This window comes from Streptomyces sp. H39-C1, from assembly GCF_027158125.1.
Taxonomy (GTDB): domain Bacteria; phylum Actinomycetota; class Actinomycetes; order Streptomycetales; family Streptomycetaceae; genus Actinacidiphila; species Actinacidiphila fildesensis.
Genome location: NZ_JAPVLS010000027.1, coordinates 88,634 through 101,423 on the forward strand (window position 1 = coordinate 88,634; position 12,790 = coordinate 101,423).

General features: G+C 69.3%; 7 protein-coding genes and 2 pseudogenes. 4 read left to right on the forward strand and 5 right to left on the reverse strand.

Annotated features, from left to right (window positions below):
• Positions 1–87: 87 nt before the first annotated feature.
• Positions 88–1,920 carry an adenylyl cyclase gene (locus O3W51_RS19760; RefSeq protein WP_269287085.1) on the reverse strand — a complete coding sequence of 611 codons (1,833 nt, stop codon included), beginning with the start codon at positions 1,918–1,920 and terminating at the stop codon, positions 88–90.
• A 617-nt stretch (positions 1,921–2,537) separates the two neighbouring features.
• Complete coding sequence (locus O3W51_RS19765) at positions 2,538–3,194, reverse strand: LysE family translocator (RefSeq protein ID WP_269287086.1); 657 nt, start codon at positions 3,192–3,194, stop codon at positions 2,538–2,540.
• Positions 3,195–4,025: 831 nt separating this feature from the next.
• Between O3W51_RS19765 and O3W51_RS19770 the strand changes: the two genes are divergently transcribed.
• Positions 4,026–4,508, forward strand: coding sequence for an RICIN domain-containing protein (locus tag O3W51_RS19770; protein WP_164297728.1), 483 nt, complete (start codon positions 4,026–4,028; stop codon positions 4,506–4,508).
• 87 nt (positions 4,509–4,595) lie between these two features.
• On the opposite strand, the pseudogene O3W51_RS48880 reads toward O3W51_RS19770, so the two are convergent.
• A pseudogene (locus O3W51_RS48880) lies at positions 4,596–4,691 on the reverse strand (IS5-like element ISRhru5 family transposase); the annotation flags it as partial.
• Between the two features lie 381 nt (positions 4,692–5,072).
• Complete coding sequence (gene ku / locus O3W51_RS19775) at positions 5,073–6,065, reverse strand: non-homologous end joining protein Ku (RefSeq protein ID WP_138351883.1); 993 nt, start codon at positions 6,063–6,065, stop codon at positions 5,073–5,075.
• Between the two features lie 207 nt (positions 6,066–6,272).
• Between ku and O3W51_RS19780 the strand changes: the two genes are divergently transcribed.
• Together O3W51_RS19780 and O3W51_RS19785 are read left to right on the forward strand one after the other, a co-directional pair.
• On the forward strand, positions 6,273–9,725 hold the full coding sequence (locus tag O3W51_RS19780) for a DNA polymerase III subunit alpha (protein WP_138351882.1): 3,453 nt from the start codon (positions 6,273–6,275) through the stop codon (positions 9,723–9,725).
• Between the two features lie 5 nt (positions 9,726–9,730).
• On the forward strand, positions 9,731–10,744 hold the full coding sequence (locus O3W51_RS19785; protein ID WP_269287087.1) for a DNA polymerase Y family protein: 1,014 nt from the start codon (positions 9,731–9,733) through the stop codon (positions 10,742–10,744).
• A gap of 158 nt (positions 10,745–10,902) precedes the next feature.
• On the opposite strand, the gene O3W51_RS19790 is transcribed toward O3W51_RS19785, so the two are convergent.
• The gene (locus O3W51_RS19790) at positions 10,903–11,118 is read right to left on the reverse strand and encodes a DUF6243 family protein (protein WP_187145197.1); all 216 of its coding nucleotides are present in this window, start codon (positions 11,116–11,118) and stop codon (positions 10,903–10,905) included.
• 582 nt (positions 11,119–11,700) lie between these two features.
• On the opposite strand from O3W51_RS19790, the pseudogene O3W51_RS19795 reads away from it, so the two are divergent.
• A pseudogene (locus tag O3W51_RS19795) lies at positions 11,701–12,663 on the forward strand (ISAzo13 family transposase); the annotation flags it as partial.
• Positions 12,664–12,790 lie beyond the last annotated feature (127 nt).

Below are 12,790 nucleotides of genomic sequence, written 5' to 3' on the forward strand. Positions count from 1 at the left end.
GTCAGCCCCGAACTGCCCCCCGCCGCCAGCGCGGGCGGGCCCCTTCGAGGAGCCCGCCCGCGGCGTTCGTTGGCGCGATGAAGGGCGTCAGACGACGCTCTCGCCGTTGCCGTACGCCTTCATGTTGTATGTCCCGAAGCCGTTCTGGACGGGGTCGCCGGCGTTGTTGATGCAGTGCACGATGCCGCCACCGCCCGCGCCGTTGAGGCAGACGGTCATCAGGTCGGTGAAGACGACGCCGGGCGAATCGGGGACCTCATAGGCGCGGTCGGTGTAGATGTCCGCGTTGAGGTTGAAGAAGCAGTAGCTGCCCAGACCCCAGGCGTGGTGCTCCCTGACCCGGTCGGCGACCTTGTAGGCGGCGTAGCCCTTGGTGGAGCCGTGCACCCAGGCGCTCTGGGTGGGCACGTCGTACGGGTGCTCGTTCTGGAAGAAGTACGTGCGGCCGTGGTCGCCGTTCCACAGCACTTCGTACTTCTGGTAGTGCTCCACGAACAGCCCGTACGTGGTGACGTGGTCGCCGTTGACCAGGAAGCCGGTGTCGGCGGGGTTGACCGCCCAGCCGACCGTGTCGTCCAGGCCGTGGTCGGCGCGCCACAGCCACAGGTGGTCGCAGAAGACGTCGTTGCTGTCGATCTGCACGCTGACGCCGGCGCCGCCGGCGATGGCGCCGCCGATCCGGGCGAAGACGTCGAAGAGTGCGGTGGGGTCGGAGTCGTGGCGGCGCCGGCTGCGCCCCTTGCCGACCCGCAGCAGCACCGGGGTGTGCGCCGAGGCCGCCTCGACGAGCACACCGGCGACGGTGACGCCGCTGACGTCGGCGACCTCGATGAGCGTATTGCCGTGTGTCGAGCGCAGCGTCGTGTAGCCCAGGCCCAGCACGACCGTGCCGGGGCGGGTGACGCGGATCGTCGAGGACAGGTTGTAGATGCCGGGGGTGAACAGCAGGTGCTGCCCGTGTTCCAGCGCGCGGTTGATCTCGGCGGCGGAGTCGCCGGGCTTGGCCACGAAGAAGCGGGACAGTGCGATGGTGCGGCCCGCGGCCGGTCCGCTCGCCCAGGTGGTGCCGGTGGAGTTACGTCGCAGCGCGGGCACGAAGACCTGGTAGGAGCCGTGCCGGTCCACGGTCAGGAACGGCTTCTCGCGGACGACCGGGGTGCGGTCGATGGTGGTGTGGGGCGGCGTCGGGAAGGACTGTGCGGGTGCGCCCTGGACGCCGACGAAGACCATGTTCCAGTTGGCGCCGGTCCAGCTGCCGATGGTGTCGTTGCGGGACAGCCACTGCTGCTGCGAGCCGGACTCGACATAGCCGTCCACCACGCTGTCGGCCAGGTAGCCGCCGCTGGACCACCGGTTGCCGGGCGGGCTCGGCCACAGGGTGGCGTTGCCCTTGATGTGGACCCGGCGCAGCGGGCACGCCTGGGCGACAGCCCAGCGGTTGAGGCCGTCCGGCGGCACGATGGTCAGGTTCTCCGCGGCGCGCCAGAAGTTCTGCGTGCCGTTGCCCTCGAACCACTGGGCGTCGACCGTGACATGACCGTTGATCACCACGTCGCCGGGGGCGGCGCCGAGGCCGAGGACGTGGGTGTAGAAGCCGACGTTGATGTCGACGTTGTACGTGCCAGGCCGGAAGGCCAAGGCGAAGCGCTCGCTGCCGAACTGGTTGGACTCCTGGAGGGCGAACACGGCGTCGACCTTGGCCTGGATCGCGGCGTCGCCCATGGACGGGTCGAAGACCAGGACGTTCGGGCCGAGTGCTGCGGCGCTGTGACCGTAAACGTTTCCGGGCTCGTGCGACGACGAGGCGGACGCGGACGACGACGCGAATGCCGATCCGGCGGAGATGCCGCCGGCCAGCGGTATCGCAGCGGCGACGGCAGCGCCGCGCAGCACGGTACGGCGAGTGGGAATGACAGACACAGCTCTCCCTGGACGTGGTGGATGGGGCGGCCGCGGCTGGTCCCTCAGCCGCGGGAGAGCGCTCTCAGGCTGGAAGTGAATCACCGTGGGTATGCAGCGTCAATAGGCGGGCAGCCGCCTGAGTTCCGGGAGTTGGCGGCCGGCCCGCGACAACTATTCCGCACCCAGGACCGACCGGGCGGGCTGCAGCAGTGGGTGAACTTCGGGCTCTCTCGGCCTCCGCCCAAGTCGACGTGGCAATCGCGGACCTCGCCGGGCGTCCTGCCGTGGGAGGGCGAATTCGTCTCCCCCCAGGGCATGCGGTTCCATCCGGACGCAGGCGACGGTGAGTCCCCAGGCTCGAGGCGGCAGCGATCACTAGGACAGACGACACCGCCAGGACGGACCCGCCGGTCATGACCGCGTGAGGTCCGTCGTGGTCCACGATTCTGCCGATCGGGATGCCGGCCGGCTGCGGCGAGACGAGGTGGGCGGCCGGGAACGCGGCGGCGGCCGGGAACGCGAACCACAGGCGACTGCCGCGACTGTCCACATCAGGCTGCGGCACGATCGCCTCCACCACCTGTTCGGCGTGGGTGACCCGCTCACCTGGGGACCGCGCCCGGCCTTGAGTGGGGTCAGGCTGGGACCAGCGCTTTGGAGCGGTCGGCAGCGATGTGTACGGCCAGCCCCGCCAGTACGGTGCCCATCAGGTACCGCTGGACTCGCAGCCAGGCGGGCCGCCGGCCGAGGAAGCCCGCGATCGTGCCGGCCGCCAGCATGACCGTGCAGTTGACGGTGATCCCGATCGTGACCTGTACGAGGCCCAGCAGGAAACTCTGCGCGGCTACGTGCCCTCGCGCCGGGTCGATGAACTGGGGGAGCAGCGACACGTACAGGATGGCGATCTTGGGGTTGAGGAGGTTGGTGACAAGCCCCATCGTGAACAGCCGGCGCGGCCGGTCTGCGGCCAGCTCCTTGGGTGCGAACGCCGAGGCGCCACCGGGCCGGACTGCCTGCCAGGCAAGGTAGAGCAGGTAGGCGGCTCCGCCTGCTTTGAGGACGGTGTAGAGGGCCGGCACTACGGCGAAGATCGTGGCCAGGCCGGCGGTGGCCACTGCGAGGTAGACCAGGAAGCCGACCGCGACCCCGGCCAAGGAGATCAGCCCGGCGCGGCGGCCCTGGGTGATCGACCGTGAGGCCAAGTAGATCATGTTCGGGCCGGGGATGAGGGCCATGCCCAGTTCCATCGCGGCCACTGCGGCGACCGCGCCGAGGGAGACAACCATTCGCATCTGCTTTCGAGGGTTGTGCCGACCTTATCGCGGCCGGACCGGAGAAGATCATCCCGCGATCCTCCGTCGGCTCCAACTCCGGTGGTCCGTCGCTCGAACAGATGCAAGTCACCGGGCTGTTGCGGTTCCCACTACCGCGTCACGGCACAGCCGCTCCGCGGGTAGGTCCTCATGCCCGGCAACCGGCCGGCGCCTGTGGTCGAGCCAAGCGACGTCGCCGACCGCCAGCCACGGCTCGCGGGCCATGGCCTCCGGGCGGGCAGGCGCGGCGGCACGGGCTGCGTCCGAGTTGTGCGGGGGCCAGGGGCATGGTCGATCCACGACGCCACCGGCAACAGCGGACAGACGAACTCCCACTCGGTATCGGACAGTTCATGTCGACGTATCACCCGACCATGATCCACTACTCAAGATTGTTTGAAGACACCGCCTAGGACGAATCAAGGACGAATCCAGGACGGCCGACGGACACGTGTCCATAGCGTCTCCGTAGCGGTGCTCACCGAAGACCAATAGGCGGGCTATGCGTGCGGAGCGTGCCTTCGGATTCCGCGCTTGAGGCGACCAGGGGAGGTGGCCGGATTGATCAATGCCAGGCACGACTCGTCTTTCGTACTTTTCGGCTGGGCAACGGGGGTGCGTTTCCTTTCGGGGGACGCGACCTCTGACCAGCGGCGACACGCCATTACTTGCGGTCGCTCCAGGTGCTCCTTGGGTTCGCTCCGCTGGCCGAGGCCCAACCGAGTTGCCTGCCACGCCTGCCCGGTGCGACCGGAAGCATCTGCAGAGACCCATCAGCGCACGATTCGTCAGATTGAGGAGACCAGCACCATGCTCAAGCTCCGAACTACCCGACGCGTCCTTGCCACGGCCGCCGCCACGCTCGCACTTGCCGGCGGCGTCACCGCCGCTACGGCGGGCAGTGCCAGCGCCGCCTGGCGGAACGGCGAGATGTACAACCTCGCGAAGAGCGAGTGTCTTGACGGGGGCGGCGGTTGGGTCAGCACCTGGGGCTGCAACGGCTCCCCGGTGCAGATCTGGCGGGACATTGCCCCGACTACTGACAGCACCTACCAACTGAGCGACAACGCGGGCCAGTGCCTCGACGGTGGACAGAGCTCGGGCCTGTTCTCGTGCAACGGCGGCGACTGGCAGAGGTGGACCGTCGAGAAGGCGGGCACCGTCGACGGACGTACCTACTACCGCTTCCGCTGGGCACACGACGCGTCCAAGTGCCTGGATGGCGGGCAGAGCAGGCAGGCGATGTGGTTCCCCTGCAACGGCGGGGCATGGCAGATGTGGTCCTGGAACTGACCCAGGTCTGCCGGTGCGGCTCGCCGGTTTTCCGGCGGGCTGCACCGGGACGCCGTAGCTGGGCGATTGTCGCGCGGTCGTCCACGCTGTTCCGGTGCGGAACTTCCACACGATGCCGTTGAGCACCGTACGGTCGTCCATCCGCTTCCTGCCCTGCAGCGACACCGGCAGCAGCGGCTGGACGAACTCCCACTCGCATCAGACAGGTCATGTCGACGTATCACCCGACCATGATCCATCACTCAAGACCGTTTGAAGACACCGCCTGGGGGGCTTGGGTGAGCGCGTCGCGGCCGAACAGGAGGGCGTATCCGGTGGGGAGTTGGGTGAGGATCCGGTCGAGGAGTTGGGGGCCGGCGAGGTGGGCGACAGTGGGACTTCGCCGATGCGCCCGGAACTGCACCAGCACTGATCCTGCCTGAGGAGGGGCAGGCCGTCAGGAGGTGGGGAGCCTTGGGGCAGCCAACTGTGGGTGCGGACGGCATGGTCCGCTGCCTTCACGCGGCGACCTGCCCCGGAAACTTGCTGGGCTCGTCGACCCTCACGGGGTACTGACCGTAGGCATCAGGCACTGCGTTTGCGCGCAACAGCCTTCTTCGCCGGGGCCCTCTTGGCTGCCTTCTTCGCGGTCGACTTCTTTCCCTCGCCGCCGGCCTTGGGTGTGCTGCGCGTGCGGCTGTGGGTGTCGGACGTGGAGGCGTGGCTGGCAGCGGTCTTCTTCGCCGGCGCCTTCTTGGCGGTCTTCTTCGCGGGGGCGATGTCGTGGACCGTGGCGTCTTCGCCGCGGTTCTCCTTGGCCTGGGCGAGGCTGGCTTCCAGTGCCTGCATCAGGTCCACGACCTTCCCGGCCGCGGGCGCGGGGGTGCCGGCAGGAGTGACTTCGGCGCCGTCGACCTTGGCCCGCACCAGGTCCGCCACCGCAGCGGTGTACCGGTCCTCGTAGGCGTCCAGGTCGGCTTCGCCCAAGGCGTCGATCAGGGCGATGGCGGCTTTGATCTCGTTGTCGGCGAGTTCCACCTTTCCGGTGGGTGCTGCCTCGGCCGGTGACTTCATCTCGTCGGGCCAGTGCAGGGTGTGCGCGATCAGGACGTCCTCGTAGGCGTAGATCAGCACGAGGTGTTCCTTGTTGTGCAGTGCCACCTTCCCCACGGCGGCCTTCCCGGACCGGGCCAGGGCCTGGCGCATCAGGACGTACGGTTTGTCCCCGCCGGGGCCGGGTTGCAGGACGTACGGGCTGTTGTACTGGGCGATGGGGACGTCGGCCATGTCGAGGAAGCCGCTGATCTCGATGGTCTTCGCGGTGGGCAGCGGCATGGCGGCGAGCTCGTCGTCCGTGATCTCCACCAGCGTGCCGTCGGCGGTCTCGTAGGCGCGGCCGATCTCGTCCGGGTTCAGGACCGTGTCGTCCAGTTCGCACTTCTTGCGGTACCGCACCGGACCGTGGTCCGCCTTGTGCATCTGCCGGAACGGGATCTTGTGGCTGCTGACCGTCGACCCGAGGCGCACCGGGATGGACACCAGGCCGAAGCTGACCGTCCCGGACCACAGCGGCTTCATCGCACCGTTCCCTCAGCTGAGCGGCTCATGTGTCGACGCTACGACCGCCGCAGTCGCCCCGCGACCGCACTGCAGTCCCATGGCCAAGCTGATGCGAGTGGTGACAGAGAGTCTCAATCGAACGAATGTACGGATGGGGGGTTATGGTGGAGATGCGACGGAGTGCTTCCGGTGGGGAGGGCGTGTGGGTGAGCACTGGAGGTGCGGATGTCGTCGTTTACGCACCTCCACGCCACGTCGGGCTATTCGGCCCGCTACGGTGCCGCGCACGTCGATCACCTCGTGCGCCGGGCGGCGGAGCGCGGCATGGGTGCGCTGGCGCTCACGGACCGTGACAATGTCACCGGCGCCGTACGGTTCGCCAAGGCCTGCGACGCCCGCGGCGTCCGCCCGATCTTCGGCGTCGACATCGCCGTCGCACCTCACTGCGAGGCGCCCCTCGGGGCACAGCTTCGTCGTCGGACCCCCGTGCGCGGCGGTGCCCATGTGGTGGAGGCGCCCCTGCGAGTGACGCTGCTGGCGCAGAACGCCGACGGGTGGGCGCGCCTGTGCCGCCTGATCTCCGCCGCGTACGCGGATACGGTCGCGGGCCTGCCGGTGGTGTCCTGGTCGGCCCTGGGGCAGCACGCGGGGGAGGGGCTGACGGTTCTGCTCGGCCCGGTCTCCGAACCCGTCCGCGCCCTGACCGCCGGCCGTGAGGACCTGGCCGAGCAGCTCCTCGCCCCGTGGCGGGACCTGGCCGGCGACAACCTGCGGATGGAGGTGGTGTGGTTCGGGCTGCAGGGCACCGGACCCGGTTCGCTGCGGCTGGCCGGCCGCACCCTGACTCTGGCCGACCGGCTCACCATCCCGGCTGTGCTCACCAATGCGGTCCGCTACGCCGACCGCGACCAGCACCGCCTCGCGGACGTCCTGGACGCCGCCCGGCTGCTGCGCCCCATCGACCGCCGGCGCCTCGACACGGGGGAGCGGTGGCTGAAGGACGCGGCATCAATGACCGCGGCCGCCGACCGCATCGCCGAAGCCGCCGGTGCCGGGCCGGAGCGCGCACAGCAGCTGATGGCGGAGACCGCAGGCACGGCGGTGCGGTGCCGGGTCGATCCGGTGGCCGATCTGGGGCTGGGCACCCCGCACTTTCCCGAGCCGGGCGTGGTCGGCGCGGGTACCGGTCCTGCTGAGGCGGCGGCGTTGCTGCGGGAGCGGTGTGAGGCGGGCATGGTCCGACGCGGCCTGGACCGCGATCCGGCCGCGGTGCAGAGGCTTCAGGAGGAGCTGGCGGTCATCGCGGGCCTGCAGTACGACACGTACTTCCTCACCGTCGCGGCCGTGGTCGCCGATGTGCGGGAGATGGGCATTCGGGTGGCTGCCCGTGGTTCGGGGGCCGGGTCGATGGTCAATCACGCCCTGTACATCGCCACCGCCAACCCGCTGGAACATCACCTGCTCTTCGAACGGTTCCTCAACCCTCGACGTACCTCGCTGCCGGACATCGACATCGATGTGGAGTCCGCCCGCCGCCTGGACGTCTATGACCGCATCATCGAACGCTTCGGCACGGACCGCGTCGCGGTCACCGGCATGCCCGAGACCTACCGCGCCCGCCACGCGCTCCGCGACACCGGGATGGCCCTGGGTATCGCCCCGCACACGGTGGACCGCATCGCGAAATCCTTTCCGCACATCCGGGCCTGCGACATCACCTCAGCGATGGCCGAGCTGCCGGAACTGCGCGAACTAGCTGCGGTGGCGGGCCAGTTCGGGCCGCTGTGGGAGCTCGCTGAGGGACTGGACGCGCTGCCGCGAGGGATGGCGATGCACCCGTGCGGCGTCATCGTCAGCAGCGCCACCCTCCTGAACCGGCTCCCGGTGCAACCCACACCCGGCGGATATCCGATGGTGCAGGCCGACAAGGAGGACGTCGAAGACCTCGGGCTGATCAAACTGGATGTGCTGGGGGTGCGGATGCAGTCCGCCATGGCGCACGCCGTCACCGAGATCCAGCGCACCACCGGCCAGCACATTGATCTCGACGACAGCCATCAGGTGCCGCTCGATGACTTCTTCGCCTTCAAGCTGATCCAGGCATCCGACACCATCGGCCTGTTCCAGCTGGAGAGCCCCGGCCAACAAGACCTTCTGGCCCGGCTGCAGCCGCGTGACCCGCAGGACGTCATCGCCGACATCAGCCTCTTCCGCCCCGGCCCGGTCGCCGGCGGGATGCCCGCGCAGTACATCGCCGCCCGCCATGGCGCCGCCCCCGCCTATCCGCACCCCGATCTTGAACCGGTGCTGGCCGACACCTATGGGGTGACGATCTGGCACGAGCAGATCATCGACATGCTCGCGACCCTCACGGGCTGTGACCGCTCCCTGGCCGAGATCGCCCGCCGCGCCCTGGGCGACAAGAACCGGCTGCCGAAACTGCGCGACTGGTTCCTACGCGAGGCCGGAGCCCGGGGCTACACCCCGGCGGTGCTGGACGAGGTGTGGGAGATCATCGAATCGTTCGGCGCCTACGGCTTCTGCCGCGCACACGCCGTCGCCTTCGCGGTGCCGGCGCTGCAGTCCGCCTGGCTCAAGGCCCACCATCCCGCTGCCCTGTACGCAGGGCTGCTGGAGCACGACCCAGGGATGTGGCCGAAGCGGGTGATCGTCGCGGACGCCCGCCGCCACAACGTGCCCGTCCTCAGCGTCGACGTCAACCACTCCCAGGCCACCCACACCGTGGAGCCGATGCCCGACGGAACCTGGGGTGTGCGGTTGGCGCTGTCCGCGGTCAAAGGCATCAGCGACGACCAGGTCGCCCGGCTGGTGGCCGCCCAGCCCTACGCCTCGCTGCAGGACGTGTGGCAGCGCGCCCGCCCGGCACGGCCGACCGCGGAACGCCTCGCGGAAGTCGGCGCCTTGGACGCCCTACGTGGCTCGTTGACCCGCCGGGATCTGCTCCTGCAGATCGCCGAACTACACCGCCACGCCCGAGGCCACCAGGGTGACGGGCAGCTACCGCTGCAGGACATCAGCACCAGCTCCGCCCCCAGCGGGCTGCCCGAGATGACCGGCCGCGAAGCGCTGGGTGCCGAGCTCGAGACCCTGAGCATTGATGTCAGCCAGCACCTCATGGAGCACCACCACCGACTGCTGCGCGAGGTCGGCGCCACCGACGCCGCCCACCTGGGCGCCCTCGAATCCGGCCAGACCGTCCTGGTGGCGGGGGTGCGCGCCTCGACGCAGACCCCGCCCATCGCGTCCGGCAAGCGCATCATCTTCGTGACGTTGGAAGATGGCTCCGGACTGGTCGATCTGGCGTTCTTCGAAGACTCCCACCCCGCCTGTGCCCACACCATCTTCCACAGCGGTCTGCTCCTGGTCCGCGGCACCGTCCAGCGCCGGGGACCGCGCCGCACCGTGGTCGGCACCCGGGTCTGGGACCTCGAAGCCCTCGCCGCCGCCCGCCGCGACGACGGACCCGAAGCCGTCCTGCGCCTCCTGGGCGACACCACCCGTCCCGAAAGCACCCCCGCCCAGCCCCCGCAGCGCACCCTCGCCAACGGAACCAGCGGCGCCACCTTGCACCCGTGGGCCGACCTGCAGCCCGCCGGCACCCGTTCCGCGAACCTGACCAGACTCGGCCACACCAGCCCAGGAAGCGCGGGCGGGTGACCCTCATGCAGCCGGTACAGCGCCACATCCTGCACGCGCACTTCCACGGGAACGCGCGCGACGACCCCGAGCTGTACCAGCACCTCTTGGAGCTCTTGGAGAACATCAGTCCCCGCGTCCAGGCGCTGGAACCCGACGGTGCGCAGATGGACCTCACCGGTGCGCTGCGCTATTTCGACCGCAGCCCCCGGGATATCGCTGAACTGATCCGCCTACGGGTGGTGGCTCTTCACGGCGTCCAGGTGACGCTCGCCATCGCGGGCAATCGGCTGCTGGCCGGCATGGCCGCCGCCGTGACGCCGCCCGGCGACATCACCGTCATCGGCCCCGACCCGCACGACATCGCCATGTTCCTGCGCCCTCAACCCGTCAGCGCACTGCCCGGCGTCGGGCCGGCCACCGTGAAGACGTTGACCCGGCACGGTCTGCACCGTGTCGGAGACCTCGCCGACGCGCCGCTGCTCACGACCCAGCGGCTGCTGGGGGCGACCACGGGCCGGGCCCTGTACGACCTCGCCCACGGCCGCGACCCCCGCCCCGTCACTCCGCAACCCGTCGCCCGCTCCATCACCTCCGAGCACCTCTTCGACCGCGACGAACTCGACCCCGACCAGCACCGACGCGTACTCCTCGGCCTCAGCGACCAGCTCGCCTCCCGGCTACGGTCACAGGCGCAGATCGCCGGCGCCCTGTTCCTCACGGCCCGCTACGCCGACCACTCGGCCAGCACCCGAACCCGATCCCTGCCCGAAGCCTCAGCACATGGGGATGACATCCGTGCCGCCGCCTACGAGCTCTACGCGGCACTCGGCCTGCAGCGCGCCCGCGTCCGATCCCTCACCCTGCGCGCCGAACAACTCCGCCCCGCCCACACCGCCGCACACCAGATGAGCCTGGACCAAGTCCGGGAGAACCGCCTCGCCATCGAACCGGCCATCGACAAGGCCAACGCCCGCTTCGGCCCCGGCGCCGTACGCCCGGCCAGCCTGGCGGCGAAACTCCGAGGCCGGGATGTCTGATCCGCTTCGGTAAGCCAGCTCACTATGTCTGCTCGGCTGAGAGCGGAGCGGGACCGGCCGCGCCCGGTGCGGCAGCAGAGCCCCGATACGGCCGCAGGGCCCGGACCGCGTGTCGCGGTCCGGGCCCTGCCCCGGTGCCGCTCTGCGGCGGCGGTGCGTCAGCTCTGTGCGGTGTCGTCGCCCGCCTGCCCGGTGCCCTCAGCTGCGCCTGCCTTCTCGCGCATCTTGCGCAGCAGCTCTGCCTTCTGGTCCGCTGCACCCTGACGGTCGAGGTTGCGGTGCGGACCGTTGTTCTGCCGCTCGGCGCGGGACAGCCTCTTGCGCTGGCCGCCGCCCATGCCCACGGGATTGTTGATGTTCTTGCTCACGGTCACGGGTTCTCCCGGTAATGATGTGAAGTGATCTACGGATTCATCGGTGGGGGACGGGCGGCGACGTCGAGGGACGTCAGCAGAGGCCCATCACGCTCTCACTCGTACATCGGCGTCTGGAAGAACATGACAACGTTACCCGGTTCCGTCGGCCCCGCACACCAACCTCCTCGCCGCCCCGGCGTCGGCCGGGTCTTCGCCGGGCGCCCGGGGTCAGCCGTTTCCTTCCAGGAATCTCAGCACCGCCAGCACCCGTCAGTGGGCGCCGCCCGCCCCGAGCAGGTCCAGATGGGCGTTACCGGGCCGCTGCGGACGGTGTCAGTGGTCGCGACCACACCGACGGTATGAGAGATCATCTCCGTTGCCCCGCCGTTACGGGACGCCCGTCAGCAGCGAGCCGGTACGTCAGTCCAGCCATCCGACGCGAGACGTGGCCCGGCACCCCTGCCCCGTCCTGCCGTTGCTGTGGGTCAAGTCGAGGCGATCGGCGCCGCGCTGCCCGGGACCGCCTGGAGCGCTGCCGCACCCACTGGAGTCGTAAAGATTCAACATGTTGCCTTTCCTCGCGGGACTCGTTGAGCCGGTATGGGCATATCCAGTGAGGTCCGCGGGCAGCTCGCGCTGCGGTTCGGGGTGCTGTTCCCGCACTTGAACGAACGGCAGCAGCGTCTGGTGCTGGCGCAGGAGGCCCGGTTACTTGGGCACGGCGGGGTGCGGGCGGTGGCGCAGGCGGCCCGGGTCAGCGAGACAACTGTCCGCAACGGCGTGTTCGAGCTGGAGGCCGGCGGAGAGCCCCTGCCGGAAGGGCGAATCAGGAGATCTGGCGGCGGCCGGCGCTTGGCCGAGGTTCTGGACCCGCAGCTGGTGCCGGCGCTGCTGGGGATGGTTAAGCCGGATGAGCGCGGGGATCCCATGTCGCCGCTGCGGTGGACGACCAAGTCATTGCGTAACCTGGCTGAGGAGTTGGCCAGGCAGGGCCATCAGGTGTCCGCACCGACGGTGGGCCGGCTGTTGAAGGAGCAAGGCTTCAGCTTGCAGGCCAACGCCAAGACGCTGGAGGGGAAACAGCACCCTGACCGGGACGCCCAGTTCCACTACATCAACGAGCAGGTCATCGAACATCAGGCAGCCGACCAGCCAGTGATCAGCGTCGATGCGAAGAAGAAGGAACAGCTCGGCGATCTGCCGAACCCCGGCCGACAGTGGCGGCCCCAAGGCGATCCGGTCCAGGTCGAGGACCACAGCTTCTTCTTCACCGGCCCGGACGTGCCGCACGCCATCCCGTACGGCATCTATGACATGACCGCCGATCGCGGGTGGGTGAACGTCGGGGTCGACCACGACACCTCGGTCTTCGCCGTCGCCTCGATCCGTGGCTGGTGGCAGGCCCGCGGCCAGGCAGGCTATCCGCGTGCGACCCGGTTGCTGGTCACCGCGGACGCCGGCGGTTCCAACAGCTGCCGCTACCGGTTGTGGAAGGCCGAGCTCGCTGACTTCGCTGCCGAGACCGGCCTGGCTGTGACTGTCTGTCACTTTCCTCCAGGCACGCAATGCCGTTGCTTGATTAGTGAACTATCCCGGGATGCAGAGTGATGACCTTGGGCTCGACCCTCCGTGTGGGTTGCCGGTCCCGGGTGTTGATTCGGTAGGAAAGCTTGGAGGAGTACTTCGAGTC

Coding starts and splice junctions, on each gene's coding strand:
- O3W51_RS19765 (WP_269287086.1), bottom strand. CDS start 3,194: ATGCGAATGGTTGTCTCCCTCGGCGCGGTCGCCGCAGTGGCCGCGATG.
- O3W51_RS19770 (WP_164297728.1), top strand. CDS start 4,026: ATGCTCAAGCTCCGAACTACCCGACGCGTCCTTGCCACGGCCGCCGCC.
- ku (WP_138351883.1), bottom strand. CDS start 6,065: ATGAAGCCGCTGTGGTCCGGGACGGTCAGCTTCGGCCTGGTGTCCATC.
- O3W51_RS19780 (WP_138351882.1), top strand. CDS start 6,273: ATGTCGTCGTTTACGCACCTCCACGCCACGTCGGGCTATTCGGCCCGC.
- O3W51_RS19785 (WP_269287087.1), top strand. CDS start 9,731: ATGCAGCCGGTACAGCGCCACATCCTGCACGCGCACTTCCACGGGAAC.